15 protein-coding genes and 1 pseudogene are annotated in these 18,153 nt (G+C 73.4%); 8 read left to right on the top strand and 8 right to left on the bottom strand.

The window, feature by feature from the left end:
- The coding region (locus ACFSL4_RS20910; RefSeq protein ID WP_381084956.1) for a hypothetical protein at positions 1-748 on the top strand (748 nt) is incomplete at its 5' end.
- A 185-nt stretch (positions 749-933) separates the two neighbouring features.
- On the opposite strand, the gene ACFSL4_RS20905 is transcribed toward ACFSL4_RS20910, so the two are convergent.
- Positions 934-1,548 (bottom strand): TetR/AcrR family transcriptional regulator, encoded by a 615-nt coding sequence (locus ACFSL4_RS20905; protein WP_381084953.1) that lies wholly within the window; start codon positions 1,546-1,548, stop codon positions 934-936.
- Between the two features lie 203 nt (positions 1,549-1,751).
- On the opposite strand from ACFSL4_RS20905, the gene ACFSL4_RS20900 reads away from it, so the two are divergent.
- Positions 1,752-2,603 (top strand): phosphatase PAP2 family protein, encoded by an 852-nt coding sequence (locus tag ACFSL4_RS20900; protein WP_381084950.1) that lies wholly within the window; start codon positions 1,752-1,754, stop codon positions 2,601-2,603.
- Entirely contained in the window at positions 2,600-3,547 is a 948-nt protein-coding gene (locus tag ACFSL4_RS20895; RefSeq protein WP_381084947.1) for a DMT family transporter, read from the top strand. The genes ACFSL4_RS20900 and ACFSL4_RS20895 overlap by 4 nt, the downstream gene beginning before the upstream one ends.
- Positions 3,548-3,610: 63 nt before the next feature.
- Here ACFSL4_RS20895 and ACFSL4_RS20890 read toward each other — a convergent pair whose 3' ends face one another.
- Complete coding sequence (locus ACFSL4_RS20890) at positions 3,611-4,453, bottom strand: LURP-one-related family protein (protein ID WP_381084944.1); 843 nt, start codon at positions 4,451-4,453, stop codon at positions 3,611-3,613.
- A gap of 93 nt (positions 4,454-4,546) precedes the next feature.
- Positions 4,547-5,176: pseudogene (locus tag ACFSL4_RS20885) on the bottom strand (phospholipase domain-containing protein); the annotation flags it as partial.
- A 188-nt stretch (positions 5,177-5,364) separates the two neighbouring features.
- Between ACFSL4_RS20885 and ACFSL4_RS20880 the strand changes: the two are divergent.
- Genes ACFSL4_RS20880 through ACFSL4_RS20870 form a run of 3 tightly spaced genes read left to right on the top strand, consistent with a single transcriptional unit; the run spans position 5,365 to position 10,282 of the window.
- The gene (locus ACFSL4_RS20880) at positions 5,365-9,144 is read left to right on the top strand and encodes a CHAT domain-containing protein (protein WP_381085013.1); all 3,780 of its coding nucleotides are present in this window, start codon (positions 5,365-5,367) and stop codon (positions 9,142-9,144) included.
- A 33-nt stretch (positions 9,145-9,177) separates the two neighbouring features.
- On the top strand, positions 9,178-9,555 hold the full coding sequence (locus ACFSL4_RS20875; RefSeq protein WP_381084941.1) for a CATRA system-associated protein: 378 nt from the start codon (positions 9,178-9,180) through the stop codon (positions 9,553-9,555).
- A gap of 10 nt (positions 9,556-9,565) precedes the next feature.
- Complete coding sequence (locus tag ACFSL4_RS20870; RefSeq protein ID WP_381084938.1) at positions 9,566-10,282, top strand: hypothetical protein; 717 nt, start codon at positions 9,566-9,568, stop codon at positions 10,280-10,282.
- A gap of 100 nt (positions 10,283-10,382) precedes the next feature.
- Here ACFSL4_RS20870 and ACFSL4_RS20865 read toward each other — a convergent pair whose 3' ends face one another.
- From ACFSL4_RS20865 to ACFSL4_RS20855, 3 genes are read right to left on the bottom strand one after another with little or no spacing between them, the layout of a single operon-like run.
- The gene (locus ACFSL4_RS20865) at positions 10,383-10,769 is read right to left on the bottom strand and encodes a hypothetical protein (protein WP_381084935.1); all 387 of its coding nucleotides are present in this window, start codon (positions 10,767-10,769) and stop codon (positions 10,383-10,385) included.
- 30 nt (positions 10,770-10,799) lie between these two features.
- On the bottom strand, positions 10,800-10,973 hold the full coding sequence (locus tag ACFSL4_RS20860; protein ID WP_381084933.1) for a hypothetical protein: 174 nt from the start codon (positions 10,971-10,973) through the stop codon (positions 10,800-10,802).
- A gap of 27 nt (positions 10,974-11,000) precedes the next feature.
- Positions 11,001-11,720, bottom strand: coding sequence for a hypothetical protein (locus tag ACFSL4_RS20855; protein ID WP_381084931.1), 720 nt, complete (start codon positions 11,718-11,720; stop codon positions 11,001-11,003).
- Between the two features lie 240 nt (positions 11,721-11,960).
- Here ACFSL4_RS20855 and ACFSL4_RS20850 point away from each other — a divergent pair, with 240 nt between their 5' ends.
- Positions 11,961-12,914 (top strand): helix-turn-helix domain-containing protein, encoded by a 954-nt coding sequence (locus ACFSL4_RS20850; RefSeq protein WP_381084929.1) that lies wholly within the window; start codon positions 11,961-11,963, stop codon positions 12,912-12,914.
- Here the strand turns inward: ACFSL4_RS20850 and ACFSL4_RS20845 are convergent.
- Positions 12,875-15,268 carry an ATP-binding protein gene (locus ACFSL4_RS20845; protein ID WP_381084926.1) on the bottom strand — a complete coding sequence of 798 codons (2,394 nt, stop codon included), beginning with the start codon at positions 15,266-15,268 and terminating at the stop codon, positions 12,875-12,877. The genes ACFSL4_RS20850 and ACFSL4_RS20845 overlap by 40 nt on opposite strands.
- Positions 15,269-15,566: 298 nt before the next feature.
- The gene (locus ACFSL4_RS20840) at positions 15,567-17,729 is read right to left on the bottom strand and encodes a CATRA conflict system CASPASE/TPR repeat-associated protein (protein ID WP_381084923.1); all 2,163 of its coding nucleotides are present in this window, start codon (positions 17,727-17,729) and stop codon (positions 15,567-15,569) included.
- A gap of 62 nt (positions 17,730-17,791) precedes the next feature.
- Here ACFSL4_RS20840 and ACFSL4_RS20835 point away from each other — a divergent pair, with 62 nt between their 5' ends.
- The gene (locus ACFSL4_RS20835; RefSeq protein ID WP_381084920.1) at positions 17,792-18,145 is read left to right on the top strand and encodes a CATRA system-associated protein; all 354 of its coding nucleotides are present in this window, start codon (positions 17,792-17,794) and stop codon (positions 18,143-18,145) included.
- Positions 18,146-18,153: the final 8 nt, after the last annotated feature.

Genomic DNA, 18,153 nt, shown 5'->3' with positions numbered 1-18,153 from the left:
CTACGCGCTGACCGCGCACGACGGCCGGGGCTCCGCCGGCTCCCAAGGGCCGGGGGGCCTGGGCGGGTTCGGCGGTCCCGAGGGGCAGGGTGGCCAGGGGGGCCGGGGCGGCCCCTTCGGCGGACGGGGCGGGCCCGGCGGTCCGGACGGGGACGGGGACTCGGGCGGCGGCGGCCAGGCTCCCTGGCCGGGCGGCTCCGGGCAGCCGCGGGCCGAGGACGGGTACGTCGCCGACCCGGTCGACGGCATCAGCATCCCCGTGCCGGACGGCTGGAGCGGCACGACCATCCGGGTGGGGGCGCAGATCACGTCGAAGGACACGTACAAGTGCCCCGGAGACACCTCGAAGGTCTGCAGCACCGGCGGGGCGTACTCGGCGCCCGCCCGGGCACAGGGGTTGACGGCCTCCACGCCGAAGGCGGCGGCCGAGGAGGACATCGCAAAGAACGCCGAGGAGTCGTACGGCGGAACCTCCTACGGAAGGATCACTTCGCACGAGGTGCTGGCCTCCCGGGCCGTGACCGTGGCCGGGCAGCAGGGCTACATGGTCCGCTGGAAGGCGGTCACCAGCAAGGGCGCGGACGGCTGTGTCGAGTCGCTGGTCTTCCCCTCGCCCGCCGGCTCCCAGCGGCTCGTCGTCGTCCGCTTCGCCATCGACATCGGGCCCGGCGCGCCCCGGCAGTCCCTGCTGGACCAGATCACCAAGGGCATCAAGGCGTCGGCGGGCGGCAACGGCCAGGACGTGTGAGCCGCCGCGGCGGCCGCGGACGGGCATGATGCGGCCCGCTGCGGCGGGACCGGACATGATGCGGCCGGGCGGGGTTCCCCTCCGCTCCTGGGGAACCCCGCCCGGCCGGGGTGCGCCGCCCCCGTCCCCACGGTGCGGCGCGAGTGGGCCGCCGTCCGGTCATCCCTCGGACGGCGGCCCCGGTCTCATGTCAGTCCCAGCTCCGGGAGCAGCACCGCCTCGACGAAGCGCCGGAGGTAGTCCTCGTCCGCGTAGCGCCCCTCCAGGAGCGGGCGGACCCGCAGAACCCCCAGCAGTTGCGCGGGGACGTACTCCAGGGCCGGGTGGTCGGCGGGCACCTCACCGCGCTCCACCCCGCGGCGGACGATCTCCTGCAGGGCCTTCACCTCGGGCTCCACGACGGCTTCGCGCAGCGCCCGGGCGAGCTCCTCGTCCTGCATCGCGGCATGGCCGAGGGCCTGGACCAGCTTGGTGTCGCGCCCGGACCACTCGGCGGCCGCGCACGCCGCGGCGCGCAGGTCCCCGGCGAGCGAGCCGGTGTCGACACCCTCGAACCATGAACAGCGGCTGCTCCTGAGGGCGGCCGCCACGAACTGGGGCTTCGTCTTCCACTGGCGGTACAGCGTCGACTTGCTGCACCGGGTGCTGGCGGCGATGCCCTCCATGGTGACCGCCTCGTAGCCGCATTCGCGGATCCGTTCGAGCACGGTGTCGAAGAACTCCCGCTCCCGCTCGGGCGTGAGCTTGGAGCGGCGCGAGCCGGTGACCGTCTCCGGTCCGTCCGCCGCCTGCGACGTCATGGCGCTGCTCCTCGGTCGTGACACCGGCCGGGCGGGCCGCTTCACAGCAGTGTAACGATACGCCAGTGTACCGGTACGCAAGCGTATCGGTACACTGGCGTATCGATGAGCCTTGGACAGGACCCACTCCTTTGTCCAGTGGGTCCCCTCCTGGGCTCACCACGCACCACCCCATGCACGCACGTCAGCGAAGGGGCCGGGGGATGGATTCCCGCACCGAGCCTGAGACGGGGACGGCCACGGCACGCCGGCCGCCCCTGGTCCGCGAGGTCCTGCTGGTGGCAGGGCTCTTCCTGGTCTACAAGACCGGCCGGGTGCTCGCCGACGGCCACACCGCCGAGGCGTTCCGCAACGCGCACCGGGTCTGGGGCTGGGAACGCTCCCTCCATCTGCCGGGCGAGGGCGCCGTGCAGTCCGCACTGCTGCACGGCGACGCGCTGGTCCGCCCCGCGAACGTCTACTACGTGGCCGTCCACTTCGCCGCCACCGGGGCCTTCCTGGTCTGGCTGTACATACGGCGGCCGGGACACTATCTGTGGGCCCGCCGGGTCCTGGCCCTGGTCACCGGCGCCGCGCTGGCGCTGCACCTGACGTTTCCGCTCGCCCCGCCGCGCATGCTCGACGTGGCCCACCTGGTGGACACCGGACAGATGTACGGGCCCACGGTGTACGGCGCCGAGCCCGACACCGACTCGCTGGCGAACCAGTTCGCCGCCATGCCGTCACTGCACTTCGGCTGGGCGCTGATGATCGCCGTCGGCCTGATCGCGACGACCCGGTCCCGCTGGCGCCCGCTGTGGCTGCTGCATCCGCTGCTGACCCTGGTCGTGATCGTCGGCACCGCGAACCACTACTGGCTGGACGCGGCCGTGGCGGCCGTCCTGCTCGGCATCGCGCTGGCGGTGGTCCGCGTACCGTCGCCGGTACCGCACCGGCCTGCCGCCGCGCCCCGGGAGGCGGAGCCGGACGCGGTGCGGGATCCGGTGCCGTCATCCGCCCCCGCCGGACCCGTGACGGCAGACGGCGGCCCCGGCCTGGTCGGAGCCGGCCGGTGAACGGCACGCTGCTCGCCGTCGTCCTGTCCCTGTTCTCCGCCGTCGCGTACGCGGCCGCCGCGGTGGCCCAGGAGCGGCTGGCCTTCCGTGCCTCCGGCACCGGTGTGCTGCGGCTGCTCACGCGCGGCGCCTGGTGGTGGTCGGTCGTCCTGAACGCCTCCGCCGCGGCGCTGCACGTCGCCGCCCTGAAGTTCGGTCCGCTGACCCTCGTACAGCCGCTGGGCGCGCTCACCCTGGTGGCCGCGGTGCCGCTCGGGGCGCGGGCGGCGGGCCGCCGGGTCGGCGCGGTGGAGTGGCGGGGCACCGCACTCACGCTGATCGGCCTGGGTGCCCTGCTGGTGACGGCGTCCGGGCCGGAGCCCGACGATCTGCTCAGCCTGCCGGAGGCGCTGGCCGTGGCGGGCGCGACCGCCGCGCTGATCGGCGTGCTGTGCCGGCCCGGAGCCCGGCCCGGGCTGCGGCACGCGACCGCCTCCGGGTTCGCCTCCGGTGTCGCCTCGGCGCTCACGCAGACCGTGACGGTGGCGGCGACCGACCGCTCGGAACCGGTGCTCGGCGCTGAAGTCCTCGTCGTGGCCCTGCTGGTCGCGGCGTTCGCGACGGGCGGCCTGCTGCTGGCGCAGACGGCCTACCGGGGCGGTCTCGGCGCCCCGCTCGCGGTGGTGACCCTCGCCAACCCGGTCGCGGCGGCGGTGATCGGCCTGTCCCTCCTGGGCGAACGTCTCCAGGGCGGCGCGGCGGGGCTGTTGCTGACCGCGGCGGGGGCGCTGCTGGCGTCGTCGGGCGTGGTGACGCTGTCGCGGTCGGCGCCGGAGCCGTCGGCCGCGGACGGCGGCCGTCCGGTCGCGGCGGTGCCCGACCCGGAGGCGGGGCCCGCTTTCCACGAACTGCCGTTGCTTCCCCCGCAGACGACGCCGGCATCGCAACGCCTCACCGCGCGGTGAACGCACGGCGGCCGACACGTGCTCACGCACGCGCCGGCCGCCGGCCTGTTTCGTCCCCGAGGCTCAGCCAAGGCCCCGGGAGTCCTGCTTGAGCGCCGTGTCCACGGTGAGCGCCGTCGCCACGACGAGACTCAGCAGCGGCTCGGGCAGCTGGTAGTGGATCTGCAGGACGTAGTTGTCCGCGGTCGTGAACATCGTCTTCGCCAGACCTTCCCAGGTCTTGGTGATCCGGGCGACCTCGTTGTCCGCGTGGTCGACGATCGCGAAGTTCCAGGCACGCCAGTTCTCCGCCTTGATCGCACCGACCTGCCGGCCGTTCGCGTTCATGGCGAAGTTGATCTTGCCGATCATGTTCTGCTGGACGATCTCGCCCACGGGCTGCCCGTCCGGGCGCTCCACGACGACCCGCGACTTGAGGAACTTCGCGGGTCGGGTCAGCACCAACTGCGGCTGTCCGTAGGCATCACGGATCTCCAGCTTGTGCGTCATGAACTGGTCGAGGCTGGAGACGAAGCGCAGCACCTTCTTCAGCGCGCTCTGTCCGACCTCGACGACCGAGCCGAGCTGGTTGCCGTTCTGATCCATGACCTTGTACTCGTTGGTCAGCTCGATCAGCTTGGCCTTCTGGTTCACCACCAGGACCGGCTCCGTGAACAGGGTTCCGCCGCCGGGACCGCTCGGGGCGATCCCGGCCTCCTGCTGCACCTGACGCTGCACGCGCGGGTCGGCACCGGCTGGCTGCTGCGGAACCGCCGCATGGCCGTGGGCCTGCGGGGCCTGAGCCGCTCCCTGCTGGTCCGGGCTGGTGTGCTGGGTCCACTGCACGCCGTCCCAATAGCGGAGTGTACGGGGCGCGCCATGCGGATCCGGGTACCAGCCTGCAGGAGTGTTCGATTGCGTGGTCACCGGGGCACACTACCGCGAGCACATCGGTATCTGGCCAGCCCCCTCGATACGGGATCCTTCATCCCCGCGTACACCTTCGCCGCGTCCCCGCTCCGTGGCGATCGCGGGGTCGCTCACGCCCGGCCGCCCGTTCTCGACGTGCCCGGCGAAACGGCGCAGGAAGGACGGATCGGCGTCACACCCGACGCTCAGGTCGTACCAGCGCTTGCTCCTCTCCAGGCCGACCGTGTGCCCGACGGTGGCCCCGGGCCGGACCGTGACGGTCCTCGGGTGCCCTCCGTACCCGTCGGTGACCGTGAACCGCACCGTGCCCGATCCCTTGTTGGTGAAGGTCAGCCGCACGTCCTCACCGCCGTGCCGCGCGGTGACCTCGGGGCCGGCGCCTGTGCCGGGGCCCTTGAAGACGCGCAGGAACCCGTTCGGGCCGTGCACGGTCAGGTCGTACGAGCCGTTGGAGTACGCCGAGTTCCAGGTGTCCGACACGCTCTTGCCGGCCTCGGTGGTGTAGGTCCACGGGCCGTCGGCGCGGTTGCCGGACGTGACGAGGAAGGACGCGCCGGCGTGCCGTCCGGAGGCGAAGGTGAGCGTGAGGGTCCCGGCCGAGGCGTTCACCGACCCGTCCACGAGGGGCGCGTACTTCAGCGGGCGGGTGGGCCGCGGGTCCCGCTCCTGCCGGGGAAGGGCGGGGGCGGCGGGCGGGACCGGCACACAGTGGGGCGCTCGGGCCGCCGGGTGGTCACCAGTGCGGCGGCCGGCAGCAGTTCGGCGATGTCCCCTCCGTCGTACTTGACGCCGCCGTCGCGCTGCCCGCCGCCGTGAACGGCTTCGGGTGCACCGGGAGTTGTTTGTCGGAGATTTCCGGATGATGACCGAAGCGGGCCGCGGCGGGGAAGACTGGCGGCGTGTCAGAGATGCGAACGGCCGTGGACCGTATGCTGGTGCGCTCCGAGGCGGCGTGGACACCGGCCGTCGAAGGGCGGGTTGCCGGCGCCGGGGAGAACCCAGAGAGCTGGCTGCCGTCGGCGGCCGGGCTGCTGCGCGACTCCTGGAGCGAGGGCGGCCGGGACTGCGCGGTGGCCGCGGCGGCCGTTCTGGAGTACGCGCTCGACGTAGGGGAAAGGCTGGATCCACGGCGGCCCCGCTGGGTACTGCACCTGTGGCTGGCCGAGCGCACGCTGGCGCTGCGGTTCGAGGACCACCGGTTGTCGGACGACGTCCACCACCATCTCGCCGCCCAGACCCAGGGCCGGCCGGCGGACGATCCGGTGGCGGTCGCGGCGACCTACCCGGAGGAGCCCTCCCCCCGCCACTTCGAGCCGCTCCGGCCGTCGCATCCGCACGCCGTACGGCTGGCCGAAGGGCTCCCGGCGGAGGACCTGGTCCGGCCCTGTCTGCTGGCCCGGCTGGCGCAGTCCGCGCTGTTCCGCCTGGAATCGGGCGACATGTCCGCGCTGGAGGACGCCGGACGGTGGGCCGATGCTGCGTTCGCGGGCGTCACCGCCGACCATCTGGAGGCGAGCCTCGTCAGCTGCACCGCCGTCCACGCGGCGCTGGCGCGTTTCCGTGACCGGCCGAGTGACACACGGGGTGTACGGCTGGCGCTGAGGGCCGGCCGGTCGGCGCTACGGGCGGTCGAGCACTCCCGGCGCCACGGCACCCGCCCGGTCGACGACGAGGCCGCCTCGGCCCATCTGATGTTCTCCCTCGCCCTCACCGCCTCCCTGCCGCTCAACCCGGACGAGGAGGTGGTCGACGAGGCCATCGCCCAGCTGGAGGCGTTCGGGGCCTGCGCGCCGCCCGACGACAACGGGATCTACGCCGGGAACATGCCGGCGTTGCTGGGCGCGCGGGCCGTTCTCACCGGGTCGCACGCCGACCTCCGGCGCTCGGACGAACTGTGGGCCGCGCTCCAGCGGGACCTGCCACCGGACCACCCCCTGCTGCCGCACATCGCGGACAAGCGCGCCGCGTGCGCCAAGATGGCGAAGACGCTCCAGCGGCTGCCGTTCAACGGCGCCCGGCTGCTCAAGCTCGTGGGTCCGGTGCTGGGACCGCTGCTGAGCGGGGTGCAGCTGCCGCCCGTCCGGATGTATGCGCCGCCGGGCCGCCCCGGCGTGCGTTCCCCCGGCCCCGGTCCGGAGGACTTCGCCCCCTTCACCGGCGTCCCCCGGCCCGCCTCGGCAGACGCCGGGCCCGGCCGCACCGGGGCCTCCACCGTCGAATGGCCGCCCGGGCCGCCCGCGGACCCCGGGCCTGCGCAGCCGGCCTCCGCGGCCGACCTGGACGGGCTGCCGCCGGAGGCCGTGGCCGTGCGGGGCGCCCTGCTGGGCGCGGGGGTCAGCGATCCGCGCCGGCTGGCCCTGGCCGTGGACCAGTTGAAGGCCGTGCTGGCGGGGCCGCTGCCCGACGGGCGGCGGGGCTTCGTCGCCTCCGTCCTCGTGCAGCTGCTGGCCGCGCAGTACACCTTCAGCGAGGACCTGGAGGACCTGGAGCGGGTCGTGCGGTGCGGGGACGAGCAGCTGGCCCTGCTGCCGCCCACGAGTTCGCGGTACGTCGATCTGCTGTGCGCGGTGGAGATGCACCGGCACGCCCACGGGACACTGCACCAGGACGAGGCAACGATCGCCCGGGCCTGCGACGCGCTGGCCTGGGCGGTCGCCCGGATGCCGGAGATGTCGGCGAGCTGGCTCGGCTGTGTCATCCCCTACGCGCACGCCCTGGCCACCGTCTCCCTGCTGCGCCGGGACGTGACCGGCACCCAGGAGGCGGTACGGCTCGTCGAACTGGCGGCGCGGAGCCTCGAAGCCCTGCCGGGCCGGCCGGAGTACTCGCCCGAGCTGGCCGAACTGCGCGAGCAGCTCCGCCCCGCCCTGGCCACCGTCGCCGAACTGGTCCGCCGCGCCCACGACGACGTCACCTGGCACCGCTACGGCAAGGAGGAGCCCGTCTCCTGGGAACCGGCCGCCAACCGGGTGCTGCCGCCCCGGGCCCGGTTCGAGAACGCGCGGACCGCGCTCGGCGAGGCGGTGGAGCGCCGGGACTGGGCCCTGGCGACGGATGCCGCAGAGGCCGCGCTGGAAGCGCTGCCGCTGATGGTGTCCCAGGCGCTGCACCGCGACGACCGCCAGGCCGTTCTGCGCACCGCACTGCTCGGCCGCCGCCATCCGGCCCCGGCCGGCACCCGCCGCACGGCCGACCTCCCGGACCGGCTCACCGGAACGAGCCTGGCCCGCACCGCGTGCGCGGTGGCGCTCGCCGCGGGCCGCACGGAGCAGGCAGCGGCACTGCTGGAGCAGGGGCGGGCGGTGCTGATGGGGCAGGACCTCCAGGCCCGCAGCGACGTCTCCGACCTGGCCGCGGTCCACCCGCGGGCGGCCCGCGAGTTCACCGCCCTCGCCCGCCGGCTGCGGGAGACGGAGACGTCCGGCGCGCCGGACGGAGGACCGGGCAGCCGGCAGCGGCACGCGGCGGGTGCGGCGGACGGGCCCGGCGAAGCCGCGCGGATCCGGGAACAGCACGCGGTAGCCGAGGAGTGGCGGCGGCTGCTGGCCCGGATCCGGGGGCTCGACGGGTTCGAGCACTTCCTGCTGCCGCCGAGCGCCGAGCAGATGCGGCGCGAGGCCGAGGAGGGACCGATCGTCCTCATCAACATCGACCGGCTGCGCTCCGATGCCCTCGTCGTCACGGCCGAGGACATCAAGCTTGTGCAACTCGATGCCACCGAGGGGCGGCTCGCGCACACCGCGCGGCAGTTCCTCACGGCGGTCTCCGCGGCTGCCGGCGAGTCGCGCGCCCGGCGCAAAGAAGCCTCCGAGACCGTGTTCGACACTCTCGAATGGCTCTGGGACTCCATCGCGGAACCCGTGCTGGAGGCGGCGGGCCTGACCCGGCCGATCCCCGAAGGCAGCCCGCACGGTGCGGCGCCCAGGCTGTGGTGGTCGGCGTCCGGGCCGCTGGCCCATCTGCCGCTGCACGCCGCCGGTCATCATCGGGTGGCCTCGCGGGGGGACGGGCGCTCTGTGCTGGACCGGGTCGCCTCCTCGTACACACCGAGCATCAGGGCGCTGCGGCATGCCCGGCAGGCCCCGAAGGCGGGCCGGGGCGCCGGGCCCTTCCTGGCAGTGCGCCGGCCCACCGGTGCCGACGGCCGGGAGGGCGCGTCCGTGGCGGAGGTGGCGGCGATGGCCCGTACCCTGGGCGGGCTGCGGACCGTGCAGGGCGCCGACGCGACGGTCGGACGGGTGCTCACCGAGCTGTCCTCGGCGGCCACCGTGCACTTCGCGTGTCATGGGCTCAGCGACGCTGAGGACCCGTCCAGAAGCCATCTGGAACTCGCCGACGGACGGCTCGGGGTGCTGGACGTGGCCCGCAGGCATCTGCCGCACGCCCAGCTCGCCGTCCTGCTGGCCTGCCACACCACCCGCACCGACCGCCTCCCCGACGAGGCCGTCCATCTGACGTCGGCGTTCCAGACGGCCGGGTATCCGCAGGTGGTGGGGTCGCTGTGGGAGGCGACGGATCTGGTGTCGGTGCGGCTGACGGAACGTCTGTACCGCGCCCTGCGGACGTACGGCGGCGGCCTCGACGTCACCGACACCGCGCGGGCCGTGCACGGGATCGTACGGGAACTGCGGGCGCGGCATGCCGGGTCGCCGCGCGTATGGGCGCCGTACGTCCACACGGGGCGCTGACGGGTGACGACGAGTGAGCGAAAGGACGACGGCGTGAGCACATCGGACAGGGCGGCCACGATCGACCGGGAGACGGCCGGCGCGGCGCGTCTGGCACTGCGGCTGATGCTGGAGGAGTGGCGGCTGCCGCCCCAGGGGTGGGAGGAGATCGCCGAGCTGCTCGACGAGTTGTCGGGGGCCGTCGCCGCGGGGGACGTGGTGGCGGTGGACGCGCTGACCGGCGAGCTGGAGGAGCTGTCGGGCAGCCGGGTCACCCGAATCGAGGGCGCTCAGGACGGGACGTCGCCGGAGGACGACGGGAAGGTACCGCTGCCCGAGCCGTACCGTGAGCGTGCCGTCGCCCTCGTGCACGCACTCGACCCGGACCCCGCGCCCGGCGGACCGCGGCCCGCGCCCTCCGAGCGGACCTGACGGCGAACCGATGCTGTCGGTACTCGCCAATGTCGCGATCGGTCTGCTGACCAGCCTCGTCGGTCTCGGTCTGGGGTCGTTGTGGGAGCGGGGACGGCGGACCAGGGCGCTCTACCGCAAGGCCGCTTTCTTCGGCACCCGGCCGGGCGAGCACTGTGTGATCGTCGTCGGCGCCAAGCACGGGCAGCCGGGCACGACCCAGCAGCGGGATCTGCGGGCGGTCGTCGAACTGACCGTCCTGCTGAGCGAACTCGGCTGCCGGGTGAGCGTGGAGTCCGGCGATCTGCGCGGCAGCAACGGCGACCGTGCCGAGTTCTGTGTCGGCGGACCGATCGGCGGCTCCAATCCACGGACCGGCGGGCATCTCACGGCCCATCTGCCCGGGGTGACGATCACTCCGTTCGGCGACCGCCCGGACTCGGTGGCGATCGTGGTCGGCGGGGAGCGCTACTACTTCGACCGGGGGCACCAGGAGTACGCGGTGGTCGCCAAGTTCACGCCACCGGAGTCGAGCCGGCCGGTCATGCTGGTATGCGGGCAGAGCTCGGTGGCGAACCAGGCGGCGGTCCACTTCCTGCGGCGGGAGTACGCGCGGGTGGCCCGGTCGGTGGCGTCGGTCGACCGGTACTGCCTGCTGGTGAAGGTATCCCACATCGATGTCTATTCGTTCCACCGGTCGATGCTCGAACGGGACGTGTCGGCGGAGGCGTTCGCGGCGGTCGGCTGAGCACACGGACGGGCCAGGTCCGCATATGGCGACGAGCACCCGGTCCCCCGCACCGGGTGCTCGTCGGGCCCTCGGGGCCGAAGGCCGGTCGGTGGGGCCTTCAGATGCCCGAATGCTCCATGGACGGATCGAGTTCCGCCAGCCCGTCGACGTACCGGCGGATCTTGCGGTTCGCCTTGATGCCGAAGGAACCGAGGTTGCGGCCCACGCCGAGCATGATCTCCCGGTGCGCGCCCCGGTCCCACATGTACATGTGCACCGCGGACTTCTGGATCTCCGCTCCCCGTCCGCCGAGCAGCGCCATCACGGCGAAGTCGGGGCGGTCCTCGGCCACTGTGTCGAAGACCGAGCCGCTGGGCTCCTCGAAGGTGGTGCCCGCGCCGGTGATGTTCTCGTTCCACCAGCTCACTCTCATCGCCCTGCGGAAGACGTCGGCCGCCTCCGCCATCGACAGCCGGGTCGTTATCTCCACCGGTGGCTTGGCCATGCGCTGTTCTCCCTACTCGTTCCGCTTGCTCTACTTGTCCTCGAAGACCTTTTCGCTGAACCGGTAGCGCTGACCGCTGTCGATCCAGTTCTTGCAGGCAGGGTTGCGGCACTCGTAGACGACCCACGAGCCCATCGGCTGCCGTTGTTCGCTCTTGACGCTCATGCGCTGCCGGCAGACCTGGCAGCTACGGCCCTTGGCCATGTCTTTTCTCCTCGGGGCTCGGTTGCTTCAGAAACGGGACGGAGGCAGGGGTACGAACGGGCGCAGTTCGTCGGCGACCCAGTGGACGGGCGTCTGGAACGCCTCGCCGATCCGGGTGTAGAGGTCGTGCAGGGTGTCCGCCGACGTCCAGTCGAAGCGGCCACGAGTGGGGTCGGTGTCGCTGGTCGGCGCGTCGATGACGGCCTTGAAACGGCTGTCGTGCGCGGCGGCGACGTAGACGACGTTGGAGTCCGGCGCCTCGGTGATCTGCGCGATCCGGCGCAGCTCCCCCAGCGCGAGGGGCGTGATCCGTGCCTCCTCGGGCGTCGGCCGGGGCCGGCCCACGAGCCAGGGCTCGGAGCGCTTCTCCTGCCAGAACCGCCAGTCGTCGGCGGACAGCCGGTTGCTCGGCACCCCGTTCGCCCGGAAGAACTCCAGCGCGGCCATCCGTACGGCGTCGTAGGCCGGGCTGCTGAAGTCGGAGCCGGCCAGGTTCCACACCGTGCGCGCGGCGCCGAACAGGGCGAAGCCACCGGCCGGCAGCACGGCGTCCGCCAGCGCGCGGGCGAAGCCCTCCGGGTCCGACTGCGCGAACGGCAGGAACGGCGCCTGGAGTTCGCCCCATACGTCCGAGGCGTCGATGTCGGTGCCGCCGGGGTCGAACTCGAAGCGGCCGAACCGCTCCATCCGCGACACCACGTCGTCCGGCAGCCGTGTGGCGCGGGGAGTCCTGGGGAACAAAGCCATGGTCTTCTCCTGGCGCAAGAGCAGGAACCGGCCGGTGCGGGCGCACCGGAGCCGGGCGCAACCTGTGTAACAAGGGCGGGAGTTCGCACTCAACGGTTCTCCGGCGAACCGGACGATCTCCGGAAAACCGGGATGGCCGGTGGGCAGGCCCACGAGAACGGGACGACTCGCCCGGCCGTGTGCGAGACTCGGCGGGACCATCGACGGCAACGCCGGTGTGCAGAAGGGGAGTCGCGCGCGATGGGGCGTCCGCAGAAGGAGATCGTCCTGGACGGGTCACCGGTCCGGCTCTTCGCGTACTGGCTCCGGGACCTGCGCGGATCGGCCGGGCTCACACTGGATCAGCTGGCCCGTCGCACCGGGTACGGCAGGACGACCGTCAGCGACGCCATGCGGGGCGAGAACCATCCCACCCGTCCGGTCACTCTGGCGATCGTCGGCGCCTGCGGGGGCGATGTGCGGCGGTGGGGCGAGTACTGGGCGCAGGTGCGCCGGGCCCTGGACCCCGATTGCCCGGACGGCCCGGCCGGGATCGCCCCGCCGCCCTGGGACGGCCCGGCGGACGGCACGACCGGGGTGCACTCCGAGCAGTGCCCGGCGGATTGCGAGCGCACCGAGCCGCACGGATGGTACACCGAGTCCGTGTTCACCCGGCTCAGGCTGGACACCCCGACTCCCGAGGCGCTGGAGCGCCGGATCGTGGTCGCGACCTGCGACGGTCTGGCCCGGATACCCGTCGGGGTCAGCGTGCCCCGGCGCGCCGGTGACACGACGCCCGGGCACGGCCTGGAGATCTCCGTCGTCCAGGGGGGACGGCTGGAGGACGGCGGGCCGCAGTACGAGAGCTACTTCGAGCGCTTCCTGGTGCTGCCCGCGCCGCTCACGGCCGGGACGCGACACGTGTACGAACTGCGGCTGCGGATCCCGCCGGCCCAGCCGATGGCACCGCACTTCGTGCATGTGCCGCTGACCCGCAGCGAGCACTTCCGGCTGCGGGTCCGCTTCGACCGGGCGAGGCCGCCGCGCACGGTGTGGCGGCTGGCCGGGGTGCCCCCCGCCGTGATCTACCAGCAGAACCCGGGCACGCCGGCGCTGCGCCCGGACGAACAGGGACTGGTGGACGTCGAGTTCGGGGCGATGAAGGTGGGCTACGGCTACGGGCTGTGCTGGCTGGAGGCGGGCACCGGGGGATAGTCCGCTTCCTTCGTGCCCAGTTTGGCTCGGACCGGCTCGGTGTCGGGGTGGTGCAGGTCCTGGAAGAGCGCGAGGGCCTCCTCCCACAGGGCACGCGCGTCCTCGCCCCGGCCGAGTGCCGCGTGGGCGTCCCCGAGGTGCTCCAGAGCGTGGGCCTCGCGGTAGCGGTCGCCCAGGGCCCGGTCGAGGTCCAGGGAGACCTCGTAGTGGCCGATCGCGGCGGCGGGCCGGCCGAGCCCCTGTTCGGCGCGGCCCATGCCGATCAGGATGCCCGCCTGTCCGTCGAGGTGGCCGAGCCGGGTGTAGAGGTCCAGGGCCCGGCGTGCGTGGTCGAGGGCGACGGTGTGCTCTCCCAGCCGTTCCCACTGCTGGGCCACGGAGGTGAGGCCGTCGGCGAGCGCGAGCGGGTCTCCGGTGCGCTCGGCCATGGCGAGGGCGAGCCGGGCGTGCGGCAACGCCCTGCGGGGGGCGCCACAGGAGTCGTACACCCGTACCAGGGAGAGCCGTACCTCCCGTACGCCCTCCTCGTCGCCCAGGTCGCGGCAGGTGCGCAGGGTCTCGTACAGCAGGTCCAGCGCCTCCCCGGTGCGGTTGAGACGGGAGAGGGCGTCGGCGAGCCGGCGAGTCGCGGTGGCGCGGGCGGCGCGGTCTCCCGCCCGGCCTGCGGCGTCGCGGGCCAGTGCGTGCACGGCGGCCCGCTGGGCGCGGCGGCCGGAACGGCGCAGATGGACGGCGCAGGCATCGGCGAGTCGCCAGGCGTACGGTTCCAGGCCCACGGTGGCGGCGGCCTGGGCGATGACGGCCTGCAGCGAGGACAGTTCCGCCTCGAACCAGCCGGTCGCCGCGGCGTGGTCGCCGATCGGCGACTGCTCGGCGGTGGGCTTCGGCGCCCCGCGGGGTGTCGGACGCCAGGGTTCGAGGTGATGGTCGGCCAGGCGTGCGGTGTCCAGATAGTGCCGCAGCAGCCGCTCGGTGCCCTCCCGGCGCTCCTGCGGCGGGCCACCGTCGAGGAGTTCCGCGGCGTAAAGACGAAGCAGGTCGTGCAGGGCGTAACGGCCGGGGGTGTGCTGGCGGACGAGGTGGGCGGCCGTGAGAGTGTCGAGGAGGGCGGTGGGCGGGTCCGTGGCCCCGATGAGGCCCGCACAGGCCGTGGCGTCGAACTCGGGTCCGGGGTGGCAGCCGAGGAGCCGGAACAGGCGGGCGGCGGGCGGCGGCAGCAGCGCGTACGAACCGTGGAAGACGGTCCGTAGGTCGACATCCGCGTCCTGCACCCCGAACAGGTCCAACGGCGCTCGGGCGCACCGCAGTTCACGGACCAGGGCGCCGACCGATCCGGCGGGGACAGCGGCCGTGCGGGCGGCGGCGACGCTCAGCGCGAGCGGCAACCGGGCGCACAGGTCGACCAGTTCGTCGGCCTCGCGCGGCTCCAGGGCGAACCGCTCGGCGCCCATCTGCCGTTCCAGGAGGGTGCGGGCGGCGTAGCGGGGCAGCACGTCGAGGACTATGCGCCGGGCGCCTTCGCGTACGACCAGGCCGTCGAGGCGGTTGCGGCTGGTGACGACGGCGACGGAACCGGATTCGGTGGGCAGCAGCGGCCGTACCTGGTCGGTGGAGCGGGCGTTGTCCAGGACCAGCAGCACCCGGCGGCCGGCCAGCAGGGTGCGCAGCAGTCCGGAGGCAACGGCGGTGTCGGCCGGGACGGCGGCGGGGGTGACGCCGAGGGCCTGGAGGAAGCCGTGCAGGGCCTCGCCGGGGTCCATGACCGCCTCGTCGCCGAAGCCCCGCAGATTGACGTAGAGCTGGCCGTCCGGGAAGCGGGCCTGCGCCCGGTGCGCCCAGTGCAGGGCGAGCGCGGTCTTGCCGACACCCGCAGTGCCCTCGACGACGGCGACGACGGCTCTGCCCGTGGCAGAGTCTTCGGACCGGCTCTGTAACGCTTCCAGCCGGGCGAGTTCGGCGTCCCGGCCGACGAAGACGGGGTGTATCAGGGGAAGTTGACGGGGGACGGCGAGCGCGGCGGAGGAGTGGCGGGCAGAGGTGCGGGCGGCGGTGGGGCGCAGTCGCCGGGCGGCGTCGGCCTCGTCCCGCAGGGTGGCGAGCCGGCCGGCCTCGGGTCCGGCGACGCCCAGCGCGGCGAGGATCGCGTCGAAGACTCCGGTGCCGGGCAGGGTGGTGCCGTTGAGGTAGGCGTACAGGCTGCTGGTGGAGACGTTGAGGCGTCTGGCGAGTTCTCGGCGGTCCAGTGTTCTGCCGAACCGTTTCTCGGCCTGGACGACGGCGCGGGCCAGTTCGGCCGCCAGCCGCTGTCCGAGTGCCGTTCCGTCTTGGCCGGACGGCCAGGGGGCTTCGTTCACCACCGTTCCTCCGCGGGGACGTTCACGGGTCCGCACCGCGCGGATCCAGACGTTTCCAGTGTGTTCCAGGATCGCGGGCGGCCGGACGGATCCACATGTTTGCCTGCGGATTCCACACCGAGGGGATAACGGCCCTCGAACGGCCGCAGGAGGACGACAGCCGTGCAGACCCACTGAACACCGCGCCGCACCCGATCCCGGACCTCCACGTCCACCGGGGGGACGTGGAGGGCCGGTTGCGGGCCGGACGTTCCCAAAAGGCCAAGGCGGGAGGGCGGTTCCGGTGGGCGGACGCGGATCAGGTGGTCTCGTGGCGGCGGACGCAGTCGAGGACGGTGGCGGCGGCCGCGGCCCAGGTGTAACGGGCGGCCATTGCCTTGCGGAGCTCCGCGGCGTCACGGAACGCGGCCTCCGGACTGCGTACGACGGCGTGGATGGACTGCGCCCAGGTCTGGATGTCGGCCTTGCGGCTGCCCCGCGTGGCCTCCACGTCCACCACGGCCCGAGCCGCGACCGGCGACTGCTGGGCGCGCAGCAGCATGCCCAGCCCACTGCGGCCGCTGACCAGCACCGGCACCCCGGAGGCGATCGCCTCCGCACCGGCCAGGCCGAACGCCTCCGCCCGTGAGGGCATCAGGACCAGACTGGCCCGCGCGAGGTCGTTCTTGATCCGCCGGGGATCAGCGGAGTAGCGGCGGGGAATGACGTCCACGGCGGAGTTGCCGACCCACTTCTCGACCTGCGCCGCCAATGCCTCGGACTCGTCGTCGGGCACCCCCCGCACGAGCAGGTGCCACGAACCGGGCCCAGCCGCTTTCGAGGCCGCTTTCCCCACCGCCCGGGCGGCGATGTCCAGCCCCTTGAGATCGGCGTCCTCCAGCCGGCCCAGCAGCAGGATCTGCGGGATCTCACCCGGCCGCGGCGGGGTCGCCTGCGTCTCGCCGTCGAAGCCCGGGTCGATGCGTACGGGTGCGGCCAGGTCCTGGTACTCGGGCGTGCGCAGATGGGGCCACAGGGCCCGCTCCAGCCGGGGGCCGACGGGCATCGGGTGCAGCGCGCCCCGGCAGAGTCGCAGTTCCAGATCCGTGCGGTCCTCGGCGCGCTGCGCCAAGTCCCCTTCGGCGTGGGGTTTGTGGGCTTCCGCCTGGTCCGGTTCGACGTGCAGGAAGTGCAGTCGCCCGGCATTCTTGAAATAGCGCTCGACCAGCACCTTGGCCGCCGGTCCCGTGACCCTGCCGTGCCCGAGGACGAGGTCGGGCACGAACCCGTCGGCGAACGCCGGCGGCACCGACAGTGCCGCCTGCCTGGTGAGCCCCGGCTGAGCGACGTCGATCAACCGCACCCCGCCCCCGGCCGCGTCCGCGCGCTCCTGCGGGGTGGAGGTCTCGACCATGACCCGGACGTCCGCCTTCTGCCGGGCGAGAGCGACGCTCAGCTTGCTGTTGAACGCGCTCAGGCCACCGCGCGCCGGAAACCACTCGTCGGCGACGACCAGTACCCGCACCGGCCGGCCCGGCTCCCGCCGGGGGCTCGGCAGAGGATCGCCGACCCCGGCCCGCTTGAGCAGGTCGAGAAAGGCGTCCAGCCACCAGAGGAACGACGAGGCGAACCGCCGGTCGTCCTCCGCCACGGCCCCGCCGTCGAGGCCCGACGCCTCCAGGGCACGTTGGGCGTTCTCCCAGATGCCGTCCACCGAGTCCCGGATGAAGTGGACTTCGGCTGTCGAGGGCAGTTCCCGGTCCGGGCCTCCGTCGGGCGGCCGCACCACGGCCAGCGGTCCCATCGTCCCCGCGGCCCTGGCTTCCGCCAGCCAGTGATGCGTTCGCCGCTGGTGGCGGATCGCCGTCATGTGCATCAGATACCGGACGAAGTCCGGCATCTCCGGGTGGCCGCCGTCGGACCACGCCCATGCGCCCAGCCGCGCGTCCGCACCGGCCCGCCCGAGCAACCGCAACAGCCGCCGCGGGTCCGCGTCGTCACCCCGCTCTGGTTCCAGAACGTCCACGTCACCCGGTGTTTCCGTCGGTGCCTTGCCCAACTCCAGTGTCACCGCGCCCAGATGGCACGCCCCGAGCGGGCCTACGACCTTCTCCAGCCGCTCGCGCAGCCCGGACCACTCCCGGTCCGGACCGGCGCCGAGCAGGAGCGACAGATTGAGGATCTCCCGGTGCCGGCGCAGGATCGCCTGATCGAGCCGGTCGGCGGACTGCACGCCCGCCACCACGACCGAGCCGCGCGAGGGCGGGCCGGGCAGAGCGTCCGGCACCCGGACCGGCAGCCTGGCGTACAACTCCCTGTCGGCGTGCTGCAGTTCACGGAAGCGCCCCCACATCGCGCGCAAGGAGGCCACCCCTTCCTCGGCGCGTGTGCCGTCCAGCGGGACGAAGACGTGGACCGCGACCTCCTGTTCCGTGATCTGGCGCGCCGTCAACGCATGCTCGGTCGCTTCTCCATCGGGCACGTGCCGGTACACCCCCGCCTCGCGTCGCCGCTCCCGGCGCTTGTCTCGCTACAGTTGAGTCCATGCAGTCTAGGGCGGATTCACCCGGTACGGGCATGGACGCGGCGTTGCTCGCCCGGGCCCGCGAGTTGCTCGACGACGTCCCCACCTGGCGGCTTCCGCCGGCCGCATGGTCGCGCCCCGCCGCCGCGGTCGAGGCACTCGCGGCGGCGTACGAGGCCGGGGACGCGGTTGCTCTCGGGGTCGCCGTCGCCCGGCTCGAAGTCCTCAGTCCGAACCGGGTGGAGCGCATCGCCGACCCGGCCGACGTCACGCCGCCGGAGCCCTTGCGGGAGCGGGTGACCGCCCTGGTGCACACCATCGCCGAGCCTGACGAGGGCACACCGAAAGAAGCCGACGGTGACGACCGGCGCTGAGGCGGGGC

This window comes from Streptomyces caeni, from assembly GCF_042678285.1.
Lineage (GTDB): Bacteria > Actinomycetota > Actinomycetes > Streptomycetales > Streptomycetaceae > Streptomyces > Streptomyces caeni.
This window is presented reverse-complemented; position numbering and strand designations above follow the sequence as displayed.